Origin of the sequence: Paenibacillus sp. NPDC056722 (assembly GCF_042790635.1) — a bacterium.
Classification (GTDB): domain Bacteria; phylum Bacillota; class Bacilli; order Paenibacillales; family Paenibacillaceae; genus Paenibacillus_AQ; species Paenibacillus_AQ agri.
The window spans coordinates 410441-431292 of the sequence record NZ_JBHTYV010000004.1 but is presented as its reverse complement, the minus strand read 5'-3'; the positions used below and the strand labels follow the sequence as shown (position 1 = coordinate 431292).

18 protein-coding genes and 1 tRNA gene are annotated in these 20852 nt (G+C 46.6%); 14 read left to right on the top strand and 5 right to left on the bottom strand.

The window, feature by feature from the left end; all coding sequences use genetic code 11:
• Nucleotides 1-140: 140 nt before the first annotated feature.
• The 4 genes from ACFRAM_RS13405 (at nucleotide 141) to ACFRAM_RS13390 (ending at nucleotide 3173) form a co-directional block, all read left to right on the top strand.
• A complete protein-coding gene (locus tag ACFRAM_RS13405) occupies nucleotides 141-1697 on the top strand; it encodes a helix-turn-helix domain-containing protein (RefSeq protein WP_379466262.1) in 1557 nt (518 codons plus the stop codon).
• Between the two features lie 156 nt (nucleotides 1698-1853).
• Nucleotides 1854-2285 (top strand): VOC family protein, encoded by a 432-nt coding sequence (locus ACFRAM_RS13400; RefSeq protein ID WP_379466261.1) that lies wholly within the window; start codon nucleotides 1854-1856, stop codon nucleotides 2283-2285.
• Nucleotides 2286-2381: 96 nt separating this feature from the next.
• Nucleotides 2382-2969 (top strand): CDP-diacylglycerol--glycerol-3-phosphate 3-phosphatidyltransferase, encoded by a 588-nt coding sequence (pgsA, locus tag ACFRAM_RS13395; protein ID WP_379466260.1) that lies wholly within the window; start codon nucleotides 2382-2384, stop codon nucleotides 2967-2969.
• A gap of 132 nt (nucleotides 2970-3101) precedes the next feature.
• Nucleotides 3102-3173 (top strand) — tRNA-Val (locus ACFRAM_RS13390).
• Between the two features lie 292 nt (nucleotides 3174-3465).
• On the opposite strand, the gene ACFRAM_RS13385 is transcribed toward ACFRAM_RS13390, so the two are convergent.
• The 3 genes from ACFRAM_RS13385 to ACFRAM_RS13375 form a co-directional block, all read right to left on the bottom strand.
• Entirely contained in the window at nucleotides 3466-7380 is a 3915-nt protein-coding gene (locus ACFRAM_RS13385; RefSeq protein ID WP_379466259.1) for an Ig-like domain-containing protein, read from the bottom strand.
• A gap of 117 nt (nucleotides 7381-7497) precedes the next feature.
• A complete protein-coding gene (locus ACFRAM_RS13380) occupies nucleotides 7498-8595 on the bottom strand; it encodes a HupE/UreJ family protein (protein WP_379466258.1) in 1098 nt (365 codons plus the stop codon).
• Between the two features lie 426 nt (nucleotides 8596-9021).
• Entirely contained in the window at nucleotides 9022-9213 is a 192-nt protein-coding gene (locus ACFRAM_RS13375; RefSeq protein ID WP_379466257.1) for a hypothetical protein, read from the bottom strand.
• Between the two features lie 245 nt (nucleotides 9214-9458).
• Between ACFRAM_RS13375 and ACFRAM_RS13370 the strand changes: the two genes are divergently transcribed.
• The 5 genes from ACFRAM_RS13370 (at nucleotide 9459) to ACFRAM_RS13350 (ending at nucleotide 13052) form a co-directional block, all read left to right on the top strand.
• Complete coding sequence (locus tag ACFRAM_RS13370) at nucleotides 9459-10535, top strand: site-2 protease family protein (protein WP_379466256.1); 1077 nt, start codon at nucleotides 9459-9461, stop codon at nucleotides 10533-10535.
• A 92-nt stretch (nucleotides 10536-10627) separates the two neighbouring features.
• Nucleotides 10628-11269, top strand: coding sequence for a stalk domain-containing protein (locus tag ACFRAM_RS13365; RefSeq protein WP_379466255.1), 642 nt, complete (start codon nucleotides 10628-10630; stop codon nucleotides 11267-11269).
• 663 nt (nucleotides 11270-11932) lie between these two features.
• Nucleotides 11933-12166 carry a hypothetical protein gene (locus ACFRAM_RS13360; protein WP_379466254.1) on the top strand — a complete coding sequence of 78 codons (234 nt, stop codon included), beginning with the start codon at nucleotides 11933-11935 and terminating at the stop codon, nucleotides 12164-12166.
• A 108-nt stretch (nucleotides 12167-12274) separates the two neighbouring features.
• Nucleotides 12275-12718, top strand: coding sequence for a GNAT family N-acetyltransferase (locus tag ACFRAM_RS13355; protein ID WP_379466253.1), 444 nt, complete (start codon nucleotides 12275-12277; stop codon nucleotides 12716-12718).
• A 100-nt stretch (nucleotides 12719-12818) separates the two neighbouring features.
• Entirely contained in the window at nucleotides 12819-13052 is a 234-nt protein-coding gene (locus tag ACFRAM_RS13350; protein ID WP_175374823.1) for a DUF3892 domain-containing protein, read from the top strand.
• 78 nt (nucleotides 13053-13130) lie between these two features.
• On the opposite strand, the gene ACFRAM_RS13345 is transcribed toward ACFRAM_RS13350, so the two are convergent.
• Nucleotides 13131-13868, bottom strand: a complete 738-nt coding sequence (locus ACFRAM_RS13345; RefSeq protein WP_379466252.1) for an MBL fold metallo-hydrolase — start codon at nucleotides 13866-13868, stop codon at nucleotides 13131-13133.
• Between the two features lie 167 nt (nucleotides 13869-14035).
• On the opposite strand from ACFRAM_RS13345, the gene ACFRAM_RS13340 reads away from it, so the two are divergent.
• Both ACFRAM_RS13340 and ACFRAM_RS13335 read left to right on the top strand, forming a co-directional pair.
• Complete coding sequence (locus ACFRAM_RS13340) at nucleotides 14036-14587, top strand: copper amine oxidase (RefSeq protein WP_175374515.1); 552 nt, start codon at nucleotides 14036-14038, stop codon at nucleotides 14585-14587.
• Between the two features lie 92 nt (nucleotides 14588-14679).
• On the top strand, nucleotides 14680-15003 hold the full coding sequence (locus ACFRAM_RS13335) for a DUF1292 domain-containing protein (protein ID WP_175374516.1): 324 nt from the start codon (nucleotides 14680-14682) through the stop codon (nucleotides 15001-15003).
• Between the two features lie 123 nt (nucleotides 15004-15126).
• On the opposite strand, the gene ACFRAM_RS13330 is transcribed toward ACFRAM_RS13335, so the two are convergent.
• Entirely contained in the window at nucleotides 15127-16602 is a 1476-nt protein-coding gene (locus ACFRAM_RS13330) for an aminotransferase class I/II-fold pyridoxal phosphate-dependent enzyme (protein ID WP_175374517.1), read from the bottom strand.
• Between the two features lie 90 nt (nucleotides 16603-16692).
• Between ACFRAM_RS13330 and ACFRAM_RS13325 the strand changes: the two genes are divergently transcribed.
• From ACFRAM_RS13325 to gndA, 3 genes are all read left to right on the top strand, one after another.
• Nucleotides 16693-17979 carry an MFS transporter gene (locus ACFRAM_RS13325; RefSeq protein WP_379466251.1) on the top strand — a complete coding sequence of 429 codons (1287 nt, stop codon included), beginning with the start codon at nucleotides 16693-16695 and terminating at the stop codon, nucleotides 17977-17979.
• Between the two features lie 339 nt (nucleotides 17980-18318).
• A complete protein-coding gene (locus tag ACFRAM_RS13320; RefSeq protein WP_379466250.1) occupies nucleotides 18319-18915 on the top strand; it encodes a hypothetical protein in 597 nt (198 codons plus the stop codon).
• Nucleotides 18916-19262: 347 nt separating this feature from the next.
• Nucleotides 19263-20678, top strand: a complete 1416-nt coding sequence (gene gndA, locus ACFRAM_RS13315) for an NADP-dependent phosphogluconate dehydrogenase (protein WP_175374520.1) — start codon at nucleotides 19263-19265, stop codon at nucleotides 20676-20678.
• Nucleotides 20679-20852 lie beyond the last annotated feature (174 nt).

Here is a 20852-nt window from a genome sequence, read left to right as displayed (position 1 = left end):
AAGAAAGCTCTCAACTTCGGTTGAACAGCTTTCTTTTTTGTTTTACACTGAATTAGTGAAAATCATTCTCAATTAAGAAGGAGCGGAAGAATGTCGTGGATCATAGGGAGCCACCAAACAAGGAGGCGTTGTTATACGCTTTGAACCAAATAGAACTGCTAAACAGACCTGCGGATTCCAAAGAGATGCCTAAATTCTTTCAGGAATGGACCCTAGTGGTGGCGGTAGAGGGACAAGGACGGCTGGTTGCAGATGGAACGGGATTTTCTCTAAAGCAAGGTACCGGATTTCTGCTTTCTCCCGGCATGACGGGGGGATTGGAATGCGGGGCACAGGGACTTCGCTATTATCAGATTGGTTTTGAAGTGATTAGGCAAAGCGAGGCGGGATATAGGCGGGTTAGCTTGGCGGAAGCTGGAGAACTGGTGGTGCCTGGACCTGTGGATTGCCAACCGTTCTCTAAGTGTCTTTTGCTGCTGGAGACGCTTCACCAAGACCAGGCCGGCAGCGGGGAGGCTGCCCGTCTTATGGGTCATATTCACTTTATGGAGCTATTGCTGCTGCTCTACCGGCAGAGGACAACGGACAAGCATGAGCATACCGTTCGAAGTGCTGTAGAGCAGTCTATTGAGTATTTAAAACAGCACTATAACGAGGTCTGGACGGTAGACCGTTTGGCAGACATAGCCAAGATCGGGCGTTCCCGCTACACCCGAATGTTCAAGGAGATCACGGGGCAATTCCCCCTGGATCACCTGAATGACCTGCGCATTGATCGTGCACAACAACTATTGTTGATGACGAATGACCGTCTTTACGACATTGCCCAGACGGTGGGCTACAGCAACGAGTATTATTTTAACCGGCGCTTTAAAGGGGCAGTAGGAGTTACGCCAGGACAATACCGCCGCACCCATCAGGACAATATTCGTGTGTTCGCTCCATTTATGGAGGATTACCTGCTGGCGCTTGGCATCATTCCCGTTGCCCAGTGTGCACACGCCCAGTGGGGTATGCAAGATTATCTCGGCCTCCACCAGGTTCCGCCGTTCGAGATTTCGTCCGGAAACTGGGAGTCACTCTCCCCGTATGAGCCAGAGCTGATCCTGCTGGATGAAGGGTACCAACGCTGGGGCCTGGAGCAATGCCGGACCGTAGCCCCAATATTCAAGGTGCCGATGATGAGCAGTGAGGACTGGCGCTCCACCCTGATGACCGTGGCCTCGGTGTTCGGAAGAACCGGCCAGGTGGACGAAATCATCAGTAGCTATGAGCACAAAGCCAGGGAAGCCAAACATCTGCTTAACCGTTCCGTTCGCAATCAGACCGTAGCCTTTCTCCGGCTTTCGGCTTGTGGGATTACGCTGTATGGCAGCGAGGATTTGGGCTACACGGCAGGGGTACTACACCATGACTTGGGCCTCCAGCCGCACCCGCTGGTACAGCAGCTAGCCCGGGGCGAGCGACGAATTAACCTCCCGCCAGACTTGTTAGCCCGGCTGGATGCCGACCACCTGTTCATTACCTTCGATAAAGGCGAAGGAGAGGGCAGAGAACTGCTCCAGACGGAGCTCTGGCAAAGCCTGCCCGCGGTCCGCAATAACCACGTGTATGAGGTGGATTTTCTCAGCTGGATGAATTACGGGGTGCTGTCGCATAGAAGGAAAATTGATGATGTGCTGCGGGTGTTGGCTTGAGGGGATTTTATGAAAGAAGAGAGTAGCTATGATAGGAAGCTAAACGGGAGTTAAAGCCGGACCCATTGGTCGGGCTTTTTTAGCTTGCAATAGGATCGTATGTTCGTTATCATTCGAAGTAAATACTTGGAATTTATGTATGGGAGATGATGTGGAGTGCAATTAGGATGTACCTATTTAGTCGTTAAGGATATGAACCGGTCTATCACCTTTTATGAGGCATTGTTGAATATGAAAGCTATATCCAAAAATCTCGAAAGATGGGCGCAATTTCATTGCGGAAATACCATTGCCCTGTGGAATCCGGAGTATGACCAGCGGCTCATCAAGGATAGTGAAGATATATCCGTTCATTTTAATGAAGCATATTTGAAATATAAACAAGATCAAGCTACCCAATATGGTAACAATGTGGTTTTAAACTTCAATGTTCCTGACTTGCAGAGAGAGTATGAGCGAATTCAGTCATTGAATATTGGGACCGTGACCGAAATTCTATATATCAATGTGGTGCAGCCGTATTACTGCTTTATGCTGAATGATCCGGATGGGAATTTGATTGAGATTACGGGGATTACCCACTCCTGAAAAGAGCAGATCACTCGCATTCCAATAATGGATAACACATATTGTCATATTAAGGAATAATGTTATAATCTCTTTGACTCATGAAGGAGGGAATACATGAATTTAGCTAATAAAATAACCATCGCAAGAATACTATTAATTCCTATCTTTATTTTGCTCTTCCCTATATATCCTGAATGGTTAATCAAGGAAAATACTATCATACATCACATAGATCTCTATGGAATTTATTATGCTGCAGCAGTTTTCTTACTTGCCTCAGTCACTGATAAATTAGACGGGTATATTGCAAGAAAGTATAATCAGATAACAAACCTAGGAAAGCTGCTAGATCCATTAGCAGATAAACTCCTAATTTCCACAGCTTTAATTTTAATGGTAAGTCAGCAGTTAATATATACTTGGGTAGCCTTTGCTATTATAGCAAGGGAAATCATAATTACCGGGATTCGAATCGTGGCAGCATCTCAAAAAATCGCGTTGCAGGCCGATCGATTCGGAAAAATAAAGATGGTATTTCAGGTTATTGCTATATCAGCGGTTCTCTTGAATAACCTCTCATTCCGTTACATCACGGAAATTCGTATCGACCAGGTACTTATGTATGCTGCATTAATTCTAACTATATATTCAGGCTATAACTATATAAAGGATAATTATCGAATGCTAAAACTTGAATTTTGATCAAGTGTGGTTAAATTAGCTAACAAGGAAGCGGATGAGAGTTTATACTATCAGAACTAGTTCGGGTAGTTTTTTCTTTTAAAAAAATAATTGCATTTATTGCCCAATCTATGGTATATTATATTTCGTTGCAGGACGGTAGCTCAGCGGGAGAGCACTATCTTGACAGGGTAGGGGTCATGGGTTCGAACCCCATCCGTCCTATACGCAGAAAGCCTTGTATATCAAGGCTTTTTTTGTTTTGTTTAGAGATAAGTTGGAACGGGAGATCCAGACTAATCTAGCTCTTCCCAGTTTTACATCTCCCAAAATACAAAAGAAGCCCAAGATTTTTAAATAACCTGGGTCTATCCACACTCTGAAGGAACCAATACATCGTATTGGTTCTTTGTGCTGATTCCGGCTTTACCATTGTTCATTCGAATAAAAGAAAGCTGCCCCAAGTCACAACCACAAGATGGTGACTTGGAACAGCCTCAAATAAATTATCTGTTATTTAATCTTGCATATCTAACATTTTCACAATAACTGTTGCCGCTTCGGCCCGGCTTACCGGCTTATCGGGGCGGAATGAACCGTCTGAGTAGCCTTGGATAATTCCTCTGCTTGCAAGAGCCTTCAACGAATCAACAGCCCATGAAGAAATGTTTGCCTTGTCTTTGAAGTTTAATGTTCCTTCATTGCCTGTTGTCATATTTAATGCCCGGGCGATAATTACCGCCATTTGCTCCCGGGTAATCTTAAGCTCTGGCGCAAAGGATGATGCGCTCACGCCTTCAATGATACCTGCTTTAGCTGCTGTTCGAACCATGGCATCAGCCCAATGTCCGTTCATATCCTGGAACGATGGACCATTATCTTCCTTGAGCTTGAGTGCCTTCACGATAAGGGCAGCAAATTCAGCACGTGTCATTTCCCGTTCCGGCTTGAAGCTTCCGTCTGGATAACCGCTGACGATATCCAACTTGCTTAATTTGTCAACCGCTTCTTTTGCCCAATGCTTGGACAAATCATTAAACGTGACAGATCCGGTTGTCGGTACATTGCCCTCGGCTGGCTTTTGCGGCGAAGGCGTTGGCTTCGGCTGCTCAACAGACGGAGTTGGAGTTGCAGTTGGTTGTGGTGTTGCTGCTGGTGTTGGCGTTGGAGCCGGAGATATACCGCCGCCGCTATTACCATTGTTGGAAGGAGGAGCGCTGACATCAATGCTGACTACAGCAATATTGGAGTCGGACACACCGTCATTCGCTTGGTAAGTAAATGTATCTGTTCCTGTAAAACCACTGTTCGGCACGTATTTAAATGATCCATAGGTTGCATCCGTGACCGTTAGCAAACCGTATTTTGGTTGGTCAATGATCCGGTAAACGAGAGCATCCGAATCCATATCACGGGCATTCATGTGCCCATCAACTGCGTTATTCACCGTCGTTTGAAGCTGAACATTGCTTGCCACTGGTGCGCTGTTCGGTTCAATATGAACAAATACATAAGCTTCATTGGTTGTTCTGGTTTCATCGCTGATTTGGAAAGTGAACACGTCTATGCCGCTCTTTCCGGCATCCGGCTTGTACTCAAAAGCTCCGTTGCTTCCCTCTGTCACTGTCACGTGCCCTTTTTCAGGGAGTTTTAACAATTTAACATGTTTGATTTTATCATGATCTTCCTTGTACACGGCGTCGGAAACGGTAGCAGTTAATGTTTGGCCTTGCCGTACCGAGTATTCAAGATTCGAAGCCTTCCAGTCTCCTGAACCCACTGCAGAATCTTCAATCTGTACAATGACGGCAGCTTCCGCGGATTCATTTTTACCATCTGTTGCGTTATAAATGAAATAATCTGGACCCGTTTGTCCATTGTCCGGTACATATTGGAAAGCACCCGTGGACGGATCAATGAACTGAATCGTTCCTTTGCTTGGCTGTTTCAGTAATTTAAATGTAAGCATATCGCCATCTGCATCATCGGCTTTTAACATCCCGTTCAATGGTTTGCCAGGAGCGGTAGCTAGGCTAATATCTTGTGCGACAGGGGGATTATTCTTGATAACCGTTATGCTAACACGGGCAATGTTAGAATACGCTTTGCCGTCATAAGCACGGTAAGTAAATTGGTCAGATCCGTTATAATCGCGGTTAGGAATATAAACGAATTTCCCCGTTTGCTTATCAACCGTTACCGAACCATTCGCTGGTTTATCCATAATTTCATACGATAACGGGTTCATGTCTGTATCAGTAGCGGATAGTATTCCATTGTATTCTTTGTTCTGATTTGTTTCTACGGTCATATCGTTACTGACGGGTATTTCATTCTCATTCATGAGGAACTCCGAATGATCCAATGCATGATCCGTAATGCGGATTTCATTAATCCCGCCATTGAATCCTTTTTCGAACACATTATCGTAAGCATATGCGCCGACGATCCACGGTACATATTTTCCATTTCTCATAGCTGTAGCTAATCCTAGAGGCTCCCCGGATTCACCTTCATCGTTGCGAAGCACTGGAGATCCGTTAATGTACATCTTTGTCGAATGGGTATCGTTAACGATGGCTACGTGAACCCAGTCGAAGAACGTTTCACCCGACCAGTTTGTCTTAAGGCCGTTAAGATTTGTCGGGTAGGCTGCCCATTGCACCTCTTTAAGCGTAGAGATAGACAGTGTTGCAATAGGCTCTTCCTTGTCCCCGTCTGTTTTACCGGCTTCTGCTCCCGTACCTCCGCGCCCCAAGATACCCATCCAGCCGTTCTTCGACGCGTCGAAGTTTTTGGCTATCCGGAAATATGCTTCGATCGTATAACCATTTTGAAAGGTCATTTTATTCAACATTGCATCGTCACTTGTGCGAAGATAGGATAATTCCTCGGGCTTTTTACCGTAAGAGGAAATCTCAAGACTCCCGTTGCTTTTGGAAAAAGGAGACTTGTCATCGGACCACTTCATATCGATATCCGGAACATCTCTCGTCATAAGGTCTACTCGGTACAGATCATTGCCGTTGCCGGAAATATCCTTAACATTGAAGGAGCCGTCAGCCGGCTTTTCGAATCTCCAGTGAGCTACCTCTCCATTGCCGGCAGATGCATCGCGAATATTAATTGTTGCTGTTCCGACGTTGGAATCAACGAAGCCATCGTTGACTTTAAATGTGAATGCATCTGTACCCGTCATGCCCGCTGCCGGTGTATACAGGAAAGATCCGGTAGCAGCGTCGGTCAGCTTCACAGTACCTTTTGTCGGAGGAGAGACGATTGAATAAGTTAATGCGTCCGCATCCTTATCCGTTGCCTTAAGCTTGGCGCTCAATGTTTTCCCATCGGCTGTGTTATAGAAGACGTCTGTCGCCTGCGGTGCGTTATTTTGTTCATCCCAAATTCCTTTGAACCGCTCTTTAAAGTCCATGTTCACAGTAAACTTGTTGTTGGGATCGGTTAACTCTTCAATGTCATAGGTTGCGTCACGCTGATCCGCAGGTAGATTCATAACCCACGGGGAGAACGTCTTGGCGGAAATTGTGCCGGCATCAAGATTGAACTCTAATGTTCGCATAATTCCGTTACCGCCCATGTAGTATCCCTGGTAATCAATAACCGACATAAGTACATCATGTCCACTATCATTTTTTTTGACCATTTGAGCACTTCCATGATGATGGCCATTGAGCGTCAGAAAGATTTGATCATTACCTTTTATCAATTGATCCCACAAAAATTGGCCGTTATCGGTCATCACGGCTGTTTTTCCATCGCTATCAATATTCAAAAGTTGGTGTGTTACTAAAATGGTTGGGTAATTCGGGTGGTCATGCAGAACTTGATTGGCCCACTTTAGGGTGTCTGAACCAGCTCTCCAGTCAATGAATAGTACGAGGAATGTCTTTCCGGCTCCTTGAAATGTATAGTAAGAGCTGTAGCCTTTAGGTGAGGTGGCGCCAAATCCAGGGTTGCTGCCCATGCGGGAAGCAGGCTTGAAGTATTGATTAAAAAATTGATTATATCTGTCATTATCGTCACGGCTATCGTCATCCAGCCAATCGGCAATATCGTGATTTCCTGTCGTATAGCCATAAGGAATCTTCGCATCATCCAATGTCTTCATTGATTTGTCTGCATTTTTCCACTCATATTCCTGTGTGCTTCGATCGACAATGTCACCCAAATGAGTGGTGAATACGATATTTTCGCTATACTGGAATTTTTTGACCCAGTCTGTTTGGGCATCAAATATTTCTGGTTTATATCTCGAATACATTTGGGTATCAGGCAATACAGCAATTTTGAACGTTCTCTCGGTAGCTGCTTGAGCCTTCTGAACAGTTGATCCCGCTAATGGGGATAATGTGATGGGCAGCAAAATTGCAAGAGAGCATAAAACCATGGATGCTTTTTTTAACAGTGACATCATGATGTCTATTCCCACCTTTTTGGTTTTGTATTCGATTTGAGTCCTTCAGAGGTATTTATGGAGTTCTCTACATGGTGCGTCACCTCCTTAACGAATGGATTAAACCTGCAGCATCACTTAGAGAAACAACCGCTCGATCGACCAGAAAGCACCGATCAATGCTATGATGGTTGAAGCAATGATGACACCTTGCCTTTGATAACGCGTGCGTTGGCTCCAAGTAAGCAAAGGAAGAAGCAGAGCTACTAGCGTAAGCTGTATGACCTCAATGCCGGCATTAAAGCTGACTAAGGAAACAGCCAAGTGAGATTTTGGAATATCCATCTCGCTTAAAATACCTGCGAAACCTAAACCATGAATAAGTCCGAATAAAAAAGTAATGATCGTCCGGTGTGATATTTTTTTAAGAAAGAGATTTTCAATCGCAACATAACATATGCTGAGCGCAATTGTGGCTTCCACAAAGCGTGAAGGTACGCTTACGATTCCTGTTACAGCGAGGGTGAGGGTGATGCTATGCGCAATGGTGAATGCAGTAATGATTGACGCATATTGTTTCAGGGTCTGTTTTCTAAGCAGCAGTGCTAATAAAAATAAAAGGTGATCATATCCCGTTAGAATATGCTCGGCTCCCAGTAGCAAAAAATCAATCCAACCGCCGGGTAGGGTAGAATGGTGTGACCCCTCCTGAACTTCTCCCAAGACGGCTTGCCAATGCCTTTCGCCCCCTTTCAGTACAGTTTCAGTAACGGAATCTCCCTCTTTAAAAACAAGAAGATTCGTATAGTTAGAGCTATTCCCCATATACATGGCATCGTCCAGACTTATGGTTTGTCCGTTCTTGGCGTTCGGAAAGTTATAAACGACTCGTACCAAAGTCAGTCCTAACTCCCGTTTATCTTCGAGCTCCATTGATTTTAATTGTCCTGCCTGTGCAACATTGTCGATTTTTACAGAGAGCATTTTCCGTATCCATTTGTCGATTGTTTCATGTGATTCCTGCAGTTTCTTTTTATCGATCAACCCCACATTTGTAGATTCGGTAACGGATAAAAGATCTATGGAGTATACAAACTCAACACCATTTCCGGTATTCGTTACGGTACTGTAACTCACACTTAACGGGTGAGCTGACACGGAAAACGGAGGTACAATGCATAAGGATAGTAAAAATAACAAACAACCGATTGTAATGCCCTTAAAAAATCGTTTCATTGATTTCCCATCGCCCCTCTGAGTTGTCCAATCTACAAATAGAGATTAATCGGCTAATGTGAATTTTGTTCTATATGATTTAAAAAATAATGTAAACGAAGCCGGATGGATGTAATACTTATGAAAAAAGAATTGTTTACGACATCGTTGTCAAAGGAGATGGACAGGATTATTTAGAAAAGATGGCATGCGTGGAGGAGATATGCCTACTGAGATTTCAGCGAATTTAAGAGGGGTTTTAAAAATGCAGATTTATTTTGAGGCTGCAGAGGCAAATTATAATAAGACAAATAGATTTAGTAGCAGATGCTAAGGTGTTTTGAAAAATAATTAATAATTTCTTATATAAAAATCGAAAGAAGGCTGGCCCCTATTCATGGTTTAATAGGGTCAGCCTTCTTGTATTTACGAACTATTAAAATTAGATCAGTATTTTACTTCATCTTCATACCGATCACTAGGGAAATCACCGTTAACACTCTTCAGATATCCTGCAATGGTGAAGGAAGCGATGAGTCCGCCGATAACCCCCATGATGACTATGAAGAGGGAGAAGCCGTAGATACCGCCCAGCGCAAGAACAGATAATACGGTGATGATTAAGCTAACCCATTTCATAGGACATTCTCCTTTAGGTTTTTTTATAATTATAGTATTAAAATGGAAATTGAACAATCATTTAGTTCTTATAACAACTTAACTGATTGTAAAAATTCGCGCGTTTAGGATGTGATGAAACTCTTTCACCATTTTCCCCGTATTACCCGGTACGAATATCCCCCCCTTATATAGAAGGAATTTTTCTAATAGGTATGGTAAAATACGTAAATCTAATAACAAAACAATGAAGGAGCTCGAGACTGTTGCCGCAAAATGTGCCGAATAAAAAAACTTCCACTCCGCTGAAATGGCTGGGCGGCGGGGCAGCAATGCTCCTGTTGAAGGGAAAGGCGATTCTGTCGCTATTGAAAATAAGCAAGATCGCAGGTCCGTTAATTTCGATGATGGTGTCCATTTGGGCGTATGCATTCATTTATCCATGGGGCTTCGCGATTGGCATCGTCCTGCTATTGCTCGTCCATGAGCTGGGTCACGTATTCGCGGCCAAGCGAATGGGGCTCCCTGTCAGTGCACCGCTATTTATTCCGTTTATGGGTGCTCTGATCGCGTTGAAACGGCAGCCGCTGGATGCCAAAAGTGAAGCGTACATTGCTTTCGGTGGTCCTATACTGGGTAGCATCGGGGCGACAGCCGTGTTTGGGGCCGCGTATTACTTGGACAGCCCTTTGCTGTACTCCTTGGCTTACGTGGGATTTTTGCTGAATCTGATTAATTTGCTGCCGATTCATCCGCTGGATGGCGGGCGAATTGTCACGGCGGTTACACGCTGGTTATGGCTGGTTGGACTTGTGGGTGGATTGGCGGTCATTATTTATCTGAAATCCATTTTGTTTTTGATTATCTGGGGTTTGTTCGCCTACGATTTGTATACCAAATACGTTAAACGGCGCAAGCAGAGCAAGAGACAGTTCGTAACTCGTAGCTTCATGATTCCTGTGGAGCGTCTTATCCAGGAAGGGTATATGATCCCGGGGCCGGAGCATAAGCGAGAGCTGCCTTTTACAACGTATAGCGATTTGAACCACCAGCAATACATCGGGGTGAAGTGGGATAGTCTGGATTATTATGGTACAGCTATGCTGCCGCAGCAGGTCATCCTGGAGAAAGTGAAGGTCACTCAGCTGGAGCGAATCGAACTGGAGAATGGACTGCATCTGAAGATGAGCTGTGAGATTGAGTGTACTCCTTTTGAGAATGACAAATATTATGATGTGCCTGCCGCCACTCGCTGGAAGTATGGAATAGCTTATTTTGCGCTAGCGGGCTTCCTGGGCGGCATGATGTATATGGTGCATCTGGTGGGGAATGTGAATATTTAATGGAGCAGTAAGGGAAGTCCAAAGGTTTGAAAATCTCCAGAGTGGTTAATAGATTATATTCGACAATGATTAACGTCTGGAGATGATTTTTGTTGAAAAAGACATGGGGTATCGCTTCCGCCGTTGTTGGCATGCTCGCTACAGGTTCGGCAGGCGTATATGCTGGCAGCAATCTGCAGCAGATTAAAGCCTTCCTTAATTATGGCATCGCGATTCAGGTCAATGGAGCCGCTTATGCACCAGTAGATGGCAGCGGCAAGAAGCTCACGCCAATTACGTATGACGGTTTGACCTATCTGCCAACGCGTGCTATTGCCGGAGCGCTTGGGGTTCCCGTGTCTTATGATGCAGTAGCCAACAAGGTGATCATCGGCAGTGACCCGGGGAGTACAGGCGGTTCCCCAACAAGTAGCGTCAAAAAATCGAAGAATTTACCTGCAGATTTTCCGGTAGCCGGGGATGCCATCATTACGGATTTGACCGACAGTGTGGTGGACGGGAAGAAAAAGGTTGTACTAGTTTATTTGACGAAGGACAGCATTGAGACTATGGGGAAAAAGTATACCGATTATGTCGATGGAAAGAACATCACTCAAGCCTCGAAGGTTATAGACAAAAGTTCGATGGTGATTACCGGTAAGCTGGGCGGGAAAAGCCCGGTATCTATCATCGGGGGATTATCTGCATCCAAAGCAGGATACACTGAAATCACGATTACATGGTCAGAAGGATAGACGAAATCCAACTGCAGATATACTTATATACATAAGAATTGCAATAAGAGCTGAACCCCATTTTCCGATTCCAAGCGGAGAGTGGGGTTTTGTTTTAGACTGGATCATAACGTTGATTTGTCTTTGTTTTTCCCTATCGAGAAATTATAGCGCGTTCTACTGATACCGCATACTTGAACCTGTTGATCAATTCTATAGAGCGAGCTGTACTAAGGATCCAGAGGTGCAATTAACGGCATTTTTGTACTCTAAATACTCTGCAGCTAAGGGTTCATGGGAATTAAGTGCAATATTGGATGTTAAATTCGCAGTAATCCCCCTTTTGGCGCGATTTTTAGAAAATAAGATACAATAATGCTCTTATTATCCTTTTTATCCATTATTGAAGAAATATAAGGTACGAAAATGCTCTTAGTTGGGAAAGTGGACCATTTTCACTGCTAAGAAGATGGGTACAGGAGATTAGGTACAACAGCAACCGGAAGTCTAAACATGCACAGTAGTGTAGGAGTGACGACCAACCCTTGAGTGAGAATCTTAAGAGCGTCTTATATGATCTTCTGCTTGATTTTTAATGTCCCTTCATAGAGCCTTGTTATAAAAAACTCTCAATCGTCAAAACTGTAGAGAAAGAGCTACAGAAAGGGCGAAAGGAGAATACGAATGAATATACAACCTTATCGACGTAGGGGATTATCAGCATGGTGCTTGGGTCTATGCGCTGCTGCGCTAATCGGATTAACCGGGTGCAGTACGGATGCGCCGGCTTCGAGATACCAAGAGGTCAACAAGCTATCTACGCTGGATGGAGAGCTAGAGCACTCCCCGGAACCTTCGCCAGTGCTGATAGATGTCTACGACCGCTCGATCCCGCAGGAGGTTTATTCGGGGGATTAACCTATATCGCTGCCAATGCTGCCAGCTAGGCCTTAACTATACAGAAAAACGAATATTCTGTATAATAGACCGACTATTGTCTTTTACATAGAGAGGAGTTTTAAGGTCATGGCGGCAGAAATCGTACGTGTAACGAATGAGGAACAGCTCCGGCAGGGGTTTGATATTCGCAAGAAAGTGTTCGTGGAAGAACAGAAGGTACCGGAGGAAGAAGAGATCGATGAGTATGATGTGATCAGTCCGGATGTGCACCATATCCTATTGATAGATGACGGGATTCCGGTGGCGACAGGCCGATTGATCTATTATAAAGCAGCCACGGCCAAAATGCAGCGGATCGCTGTGATGAAAGATTACCGCTCCAAGGGGTATGGACGGGTGCTTCTCTTGGCGCTGGAAGAGCTTGCGCGTGAGCTGGGACTCCAATACTCCATTCTGGACGGACAATGCCAGGCGGAGAATTTCTATCGCAAGCTGGGATATGAAGTGATCTCGACAGAGCCTTTCTATGATGCAGGGATTCTGCATGTGCGGATGCAAAAAACGCTCTAGTCGCTGCCTAGTCAAGCGCATATTTCAATGATGCTGCGGACATGCTAAAGGTTGCCTGATGATGGCAAATCCATGTCCAAGGAGTTGATCTTGCGTGACGATCAGCGATGAACGCGAACGTTTTATAGCGACCCAGAAGAATGGGGATGGGGATCTGACGAGCTTTCAGACCTCTTCCGGAAGGGTGCTTGATTACGAGCAGGCCCTGCAGGAAGTACAGGCTGGCAAAATTGCCGGAGTCAATGTGTTCAAAGGCAAGGATGGTGCACTGCATATCCGCGGAGATGCGGACGGTGACCCGACCAACAATCTGGATCAGCTTCCGTTATTTTAGCGGTGATATCGATGGCCGGACAGGCGTCTTCTCGAAAGACGTTACTGTTCGGCCTTTTTATATACATAGGACTATGACTTATAAGGTGTACATCACATGCTGCTCCAGAAACTCCATCTCTCCGGTATGTCCTACATAATCCGGCTTCTCATCGCCATAGTGCATAAGGTAGATCAACTTCCGGACATCTTCCGGTAAAGATAGCAATTCTTCCAGCGTTGTATGAACATGTCCAGTTCCGGTGAGCTGACAGTCGTGCAGAATCCGGCGGATGCCCTGTTCCCGTACCAGATCGATCAGCAGATCGGGTTGAAATACGATATCTGCACTATAGAAAATATCACCATTCACAATCAGGGAATAGCTGTCTTTGCCCGGTACATGTGGGGTTTGTAGCAACTCCAGCACAAGATCTTCGGACAGACGGTGGGGGACACCGGGAGATAGCGGTCTAACCTCGAAGATATCCTCCAATGAGGACACAACACCTTGTTGATACATACCGCCCATCAGCGTATGGTCCCACAAGGGCTCCACCAGAGCTTCCGGTAAAAGCAGGGTCATCTTGCGATTATATTTATGCTTAAGTGTAAGGGCCTGTTCTTCCAGGCCTCCGACATGGTCGGCGTGGATATGGGTAATCAGGGTGGCGTTGACATCCCGGAAGGATCTGTTCAGCTCGTGCATCGCCAGCGGGGCCGTAACACCGCAGTCAATCATTAAGGTATAATTCTTGTCCAGGAGAAGCCCGTTGTTGTTGAAATAATTTTTGGCTAAGGCGTTGCCGGTACCAAGCATCTGCAGGCTTATACTCATCGGAAGAACCTCCAATAGTAAGGGATAGACATACTATATCATGGGTTTGTTTGCGTGATGTTATCAAGATGAGGGACAGGAATGAAACTTTTTCCTGCCACAAGCGCAACTTGCAGGACAGAAGCTAGTATACATTAACAGTATGAATTACTTGGGGGTTTCTAGCGATGAGATGGAAAAAAATAGCTTTATGTGTGCTCGTCTTTTCCCTGATGGGCGGCTCGTTACTATTCGCTGATTCGGTGAGCCAGAAGATTAAGGTCTGGAGCAACGGAAAAGAAATTACGGACGGCGGATATCTGATTGACGGGAAGACGTACATTCCTGCACGGGAGGCAGGCGGAGTTGTAATCTGGGATGGCTCCGGTAAAGTAACCATTCTCAAACCGAATGTGCATATTGTCCTCTTCAAGGGAGACACAGTGTTCGGCAATGTGAATTTGGGCAAGCTAAAGTTTAAGGTACTCTCGCAGGTAGATAGTCTGACAGACGAGATTTCTTCGGTCAAGGTGACGATCACGGATCCTTCGGGAAACAGCAAAGATATCGACTCGCGCAACATGGAAGGAACGAAGAAAGAGGATTTCTGGTTCTCCAGCTCCGAGATTACGTATGATTTCAAGGAAGCAGGAAAATACCGGGTAGGCTTCTATATCAGACCAACCAAGAATGGAGACTATGTTCTTGTGTCGGAGAAAGTCATAACTGCGCTAAATTAGTAAGGTTTGACCACTCCCAAAATTGACCTGAAGTTGTTCTACGTGTTACGATACGATTTGTAGGCTAATACAATTCAAAGTGAGGTATTTCAATGAGCGATCACAAACATGAGCATGGCCATGAACATGGGGAAGCATGCGGTTGCGGACATGATCACGACCATGAGCACGAGGAGTTTGTGCTGACCTTGACGAACGAGCAGGGCGAAGATGTAGAGATGGTACTGGTAGAAACGTTTGACGTAGGCGAGAAGTTGTACGCGCTGCTGTTGGAACGCGAAAACCCTGAGGCGGATGGTATTATTCTGCGTCTAGAAGAAGAGAATGAAGAAATGGTGCTTTACAATATCGAAGATGAAGCTGAATGGAAAGCTGTTGAAGAAGCATACAACGAGCTGCTCGCCCAGCAAGAATAGATTTTCGGTGATAGAAAAGGACTGGTCCAGGATTTTCCTGGCAGTTGACTTCATAAGCAAAAACCCGATACTTTGCAGTATCGGGTTTTTGTATGGTTGGCGACGGTGTGAAGAGAAAGCCGATCAGGAGATCGGCTCGGCCTCTACAACTACCTTCACATTGGTGATGGTGCGGTCCTCAGGTCCTTTTACCGGCAACCCGATTTCTACATGGTCGATGATATAATCGATATTATCTTGGGTAATAACTTCACCAGGGAGGAGAATCGGAATACCCGGCGGGTATACATAGATGAATTCCGCGATAATATAACCGGCTGATTCCCGGAACGGAACGAGCTGAGTATCTGCGTAGAACGCATCTCTTGGGATCAGGGCAAGCTGCGGAATCTCAGGCACCTGAACCTTGAGCTCGTATATTTCTCCCTTGCTGTAATGAATGGCAGACAATACCCGCAAGGCAGCAATTAACTTGTCCACTGATTCTTGGGTATCACCAGGGGTAATAAGGCAAAGAATATTATACATGTCGCTAAGCTCGACTTCGATGTTGTACTTGTCACGCAGCCAGTTCTCCGCTTCGTAGCCGGTAATACCGAGATGGCGGACATGAATGTTCAATTTGGTTGGGTCATGGTCAAAGGTAGCTTCTGTCCCGAGAATTTCTTTGCCAAAGCTGTAAAGGCCTTCAATGCTGTTGACAGCATCGCGGGCATAGTTGGACAGGCGAATCGCTTCCGCAGCAATCTCATGACCGTTTAGGGCGAGATTGCGTCTGGATGTGTCCAGTGAAGCAAGTAAAATGTAGGAAGTTGACGTCGTAGTCAGCATGCTGAGAATGGTCTGTACCCGCTGCGGGTTGATGAGGCCAGTCTTCGCATTGAGATTCAATACCGAGCTTTGGGTCATGGAGCCGCCCAGCTTATGTACACTGGTAGCTGCCATATCCGCGCCGGCCTGCATGGCCGATGTCGGCAGATCTTCATGAAAATGAATCAGTACTCCATGCGCCTCGTCCACAAGTACGGGGATACCATGACTGTGGGCCAGATTCACAATGGAACGCAGGTCGGCACATACGCCGAAATACGTCGGATTGATGACCAGAACGGCTTTGGCGTCCGAGTGACGCTTCAAGGCCCGCTCCAGGGCGCTGGTGGTTATGCCGTGATCTATCCCTAGATTCTCATCCTGAACAGGAGAGACGAACACAGGCTTGGCTCCGGAAAAAATAATGGCCGACATAACAGACTTATGAATGTTACGCGGTACAATGATTTTATCACCGGGCGAGCAAACAGAGAGGATCATCGTCATGATAGCGCTGCTCGTGCCTTGTACACTGAAATACGTGTAATCAGCGCCGAAAGCTTTTGCAGCCAGCTTCTGAGCTTCCTCTATCACGCCTTTGGGCTGATGAAGATCATCAAGCGGCGCGATATTGATCAGGTCTATGGATAGAGCATTATCGCCGATAAACTCACGGAATTCGGCATCGGTTCCTTGCCCCTTCTTATGCCCCGGAATATGGAATTGAACGGGATTGCCGGCGGCATGCTTTTTTAGAGCGCTGAAGAGGGGAGTACGGTGTTGATTCATTTAATGCTGTCACAACCTTTCGTGAAGAGTAATTTTTCAAGCAGACATCAGTATAACAAATCAATGACCATAATACTAGGATGTGATAGAATGTCCGGCAAAGCACAGCGGATGCATATTAATTTGACTTCGCCGTTTATCGTGAAAATGTGGGTTATCATCTTTTTAGTGGAGTTTGTAAAAGGATCTCTGTTAGTTGCCTTGCTCCCTGTCTATATGGAGCATATTCTTGGATTGTCGGTTACTGTCGTCGGATTTTCCTTCGCGCTGCAGTATTTGGGTGATAACTTGTTCCGCAGTCCTTCAGGCTGGGTGATGGAGCGGATCGGGTACCGCTGGACGATGACCGGCGCACTGCTCTTGATTCTGCTTGCTTTAACTTTGATTATCGTTGCTAAAAATGCGGCGTTGCTGTCGCTGGCCTGCCTCATTCTGGGGATCGGGACTTCCCCGCTCTGGCCCTGCGTCATGACTGGCGTAACGGAGCTGGCCGGCTCTACGCAAAGCGGTAGCAGCGGCGCAGCTATGGGCGCAGTGGAGATGGCCTCCCTGGCCGGGACCGGGATCGGACCCATTACCGTGAACTTTCTCATGGATCATGGCGGATACAGCTATCGAACAACCTTTTTTGTCCTGCTGGCCTGTGCAGTGGCTGTCGTTGTAGTAGCTCTTCTGCTGCCTAAGCGGATCGATCCGGATCATCCGGCACCTCTCAAGGTTGCCAATGCGGTGGATGGCGCAGGATCATCATCCAAAAAGGTCAACCCGCTACAGAGCCTGAAACGAACGCTCACGCAGCTCAAAACCACGCTCAAGGTGAGCAGGCTGCTCTACCCGGCGCTCTTTCTGCAGGCGTTCGCCATCGGACTGATGACACCGGTAGTCACACTGTTCGCACGCACAGAGCTACATGTCTCGCCAAATCAGTTCAGTCTTCTGCTTATTGCCGGAGGCGGGATCACGGTACTGACGCTTATTCCGGCAGGACGCCTTGTGGACCGTATCGGTACTACGTTGTTTCTCAACATCGGCTTCTTGCTGGCTGCGTTCTCTATGACGCTGTTCTCGATGGTGCGATGGCTGCCCTTTGTGTTCGGCGCCGTGGCTCTGGTCGGTATCAGCTATGCGCTGATCCTCCCCGCCTGGAACGCTTTTCTGGCTAAGCAGGTGCCTAAGGGGGAACGCGGGACGGTATGGGGGTTGTTCTTGACTCTCCAGGGTTCCGGAATGGTCGCAGGGCCGGTGCTGTCAGGCAAGCTTTGGGATTCGGTAGGCCACGGGGTGCCTTTCCTGGTCAGCGCTTTTGTGATGCTTCTGCTGTTCGGCTTACATCTGCTTATCGTCCGTAGAACGGGCAGAAAGGTTCAGGCGCTCTAACAAGCTGCTGGATCAAGCAAGTTATAGAACATAAATAAGCCGCTTGTTGCACGGATAAATTCCGTATAACAGGCGGCTTTTTATACAAATTAAAGGGGAAGAAGTTGAATGGACTTCTAAATTGTACGGAAAAACGTTTGGAGCAGGACCGTTGCGGGTAAAAATAGTCAATAAACCAAGTTACCGCTACATAAACTGAAGTATAAAATAAGAGTAAGAGTAACGCAAAACGCATTTTGTCGCCAGTGGAGGTTCTGCGGTCATTGTTGCTTCCGCATCAACGTAGCTTAGGCTTGTGAAGCTGGCTTTGCCGGAGCAAAGCAGTTAGGGGGGAGTGCCATGAACAAGAATGACGAGGTGGAATATTGCAATCTGGAGCTGAGGTTTGAGAGAGAGCATATCCAGGACCTGATTAAGGATTTGATTCAAGAAGGCTATTCCCTGTATTGGAGTGAGAACGAGAACGTCTTTGTTATATCCGTACGTACGGGACGCAAGCTGGTGAAGCTGCGCTTTCAGCGGATTAAGGAGGGCTACAAGCTGGTCGGAGACTATATGATCCGCGATGCCCGCCTGTCCGAGTGGATGGAGAAGCTGATCGGTGACAAGAGGGGCCACGCCATCGTCAAGCGGTTCCGCGACCGGCAGATTATAATTGAGAATATTTTATTCGGTGAAGTGATACGGCTTGTAGAAATCTCCGGCTATCAGCAGCGTGTGCTATTCCAGAAGGGGCCACTGTTGACCGATCAGGAGCTGACAAAGCTGTTCTACTCGGTGGAAGGGGAGGAACGAATTCGTTCTTGCCGGATTGAGGTTGACGAGCAGCTGGACCTGCTGAATGAGGCGCTGGCTACCGGGAATGCCGAACAGGCTGCTCAGTGCAAAGAAAAGCTTGCCTTACTGACCAAGGAATTGAACATGCTGGAATGGTGAATGCGGACAGCAAGAGCAGACCCTGAGGCACCCTGTGGTTGGGGTGTCTTCTGTTTGTGCTGAATTTATACGTTCAGGGGGTTCACTTCTGTGCGTAAAAACGTTAAAATAGTCATTGTGAATCTATTCCTGCCGAGAGCAAGAGAATAAAACGCTTTTCTATTTCGCCATGTGCTTTGCAGTCTCTGGCAAAGGGTGGTATTCTTACATATAGGCAAGTCAAGCTTGTCTATATTTCGACAGGAACGGACAGGCAGTACCTACAATGGGAGACAATGCCGTTTCTTCTCGATTCTGCGAGAAAATGGATTTCACAAAAATATAGGGTGCAAAGGGTGGAGGACCAGATGGCAAAACAACAAATCGGCGTTATTGGCTTGGCGGTAATGGGTAAGAACTTGGCTCTAAACATCGAGAGCAAAGGCTTTTCCGTATCGGTATTCAACCGTTCGCCTGAGAAGACTCATGAGCTTCTGAAAGAGGCAGAAGGCAAGAATTTGACAGGTGCCTTCTCCGTTGAGGAGTTTGTAGCTTCCTTAGAAACGCCGCGCAAAATTTTGATCATGGTACAAGCTGGTAAAGCAACTGACGCGACAATTGAGTCCTTGCTGCCACATCTTGACCAAGGCGATATCATCATCGACGGAGGTAATGCTTACTTCCCTGATACTGTTCGTCGCAGCAAAGATTTGGAAGAAAAAGGTTTCCGCTTCATCGGCGCAGGGGTATCCGGTGGCGAAGAAGGCGCACTTAAAGGACCTTCCATTATGCCAGGCGGACAAGAGAGCGCTTATAAGCTCGTAGAACCAATCTTGACAGCTATTTCCGCCAAAGTGGACGGAGAGGCTTGCTCTACATATATCGGACCGGACGGTGCTGGTCACTATGTGAAAATGGTGCACAACGGTATCGAGTACGGCGACATGCAGCTGATCTGTGAAGCATACCAACTGCTTAAAGATGTACTTGGTCTGGATGCAAAAGAACTGCACAGCATCTTCAAGGACTGGAACAGCGGCGAGCTGGACAGCTACCTGATCGAGATCACTACCGACATCTTCGCACAATATGACGCAGAAACCGGTAAGCCAATGGTGGATGTTATTCTTGACTCCGCTGGCCAAAAGGGTACTGGTAAATGGACAAGCCAAAGCTCGCTGGATCTCGGCGTGCCATTGTCCATGATCACTGAATCGGTATTCTCCCGCTTCTTGTCTGCTATGAAGGATGAGCGTGTTGAAGCCAGCAAAGTGCTGAGCGGTCCTGAGACCACTCCATTCCAAGGCGACAAAGCTGAGTTCATCGAGAACGTGCGTAAAGCATTGTTCGCAAGTAAAATCGTATCCTACGCACAAGGTTTTGCTCAATTGCGCGTAGCTTCCGATGAATACGGTTGGGATCTGAAATACGGCGAGCTGGCTAAAATCTGGCGCGGCGGTTGCATCATCCGTTCCCGTTTCCTTCAGAACATCACCGATGCTTACCAAAACAATGCGGATCTGAAGAACCTGTTGCTTGATCCGTTCTTCAAGGACATCATGAGCTCTTACCAGGATGCTTGGCGTAAAGTTATCGCATCTGCGGTTACTCTTGGCGTTCCAGTTCCTGGTTTCTCCAGCGCGCTGGCTTACTATGACAGCTACCGCACTGAGCGTCTGCCTGCGAACCTGCTTCAAGCACAACGCGATTACTTCGGCGCTCACACCTTCAAACGTGTGGACAAAGAAGGCGTGTTCCACCACAACTGGTTGTCTGCTGAGTAAGACAATTAGCATAGCCGTAACGGGCGGCCCGGAAGGCCCTGCAACAAGGGGAGCCTTCCGGGCTTTTTTTAAAACTATATATTTTATCCCACATAATATCCCGCTTGGCGACAGGCCAAGGAAAGCCGATTGTCTAATCTTTTAACCCTGTGTTATGATATGACAAATGTCGCG

Coding starts and splice junctions, on each gene's coding strand:
- pgsA (WP_379466260.1), top strand. CDS start 2,382: ATGAATTTAGCTAATAAAATAACCATCGCAAGAATACTATTAATTCCT.
- ACFRAM_RS13385 (WP_379466259.1), bottom strand. CDS start 7,380: ATGATGTCACTGTTAAAAAAAGCATCCATGGTTTTATGCTCTCTTGCA.
- ACFRAM_RS13380 (WP_379466258.1), bottom strand. CDS start 8,595: ATGAAACGATTTTTTAAGGGCATTACAATCGGTTGTTTGTTATTTTTA.
- ACFRAM_RS13375 (WP_379466257.1), bottom strand. CDS start 9,213: ATGAAATGGGTTAGCTTAATCATCACCGTATTATCTGTTCTTGCGCTG.
- ACFRAM_RS13360 (WP_379466254.1), top strand. CDS start 11,933: ATGAATATACAACCTTATCGACGTAGGGGATTATCAGCATGGTGCTTG.
- ACFRAM_RS13355 (WP_379466253.1), top strand. CDS start 12,275: ATGGCGGCAGAAATCGTACGTGTAACGAATGAGGAACAGCTCCGGCAG.
- ACFRAM_RS13345 (WP_379466252.1), bottom strand. CDS start 13,868: ATGAGTATAAGCCTGCAGATGCTTGGTACCGGCAACGCCTTAGCCAAA.
- ACFRAM_RS13340 (WP_175374515.1), top strand. CDS start 14,036: ATGAGATGGAAAAAAATAGCTTTATGTGTGCTCGTCTTTTCCCTGATG.
- ACFRAM_RS13335 (WP_175374516.1), top strand. CDS start 14,680: ATGAGCGATCACAAACATGAGCATGGCCATGAACATGGGGAAGCATGC.
- ACFRAM_RS13330 (WP_175374517.1), bottom strand. CDS start 16,602: ATGAATCAACACCGTACTCCCCTCTTCAGCGCTCTAAAAAAGCATGCC.
- ACFRAM_RS13325 (WP_379466251.1), top strand. CDS start 16,693: ATGTCCGGCAAAGCACAGCGGATGCATATTAATTTGACTTCGCCGTTT.
- ACFRAM_RS13320 (WP_379466250.1), top strand. CDS start 18,319: ATGAACAAGAATGACGAGGTGGAATATTGCAATCTGGAGCTGAGGTTT.
- gndA (WP_175374520.1), top strand. CDS start 19,263: ATGGCAAAACAACAAATCGGCGTTATTGGCTTGGCGGTAATGGGTAAG.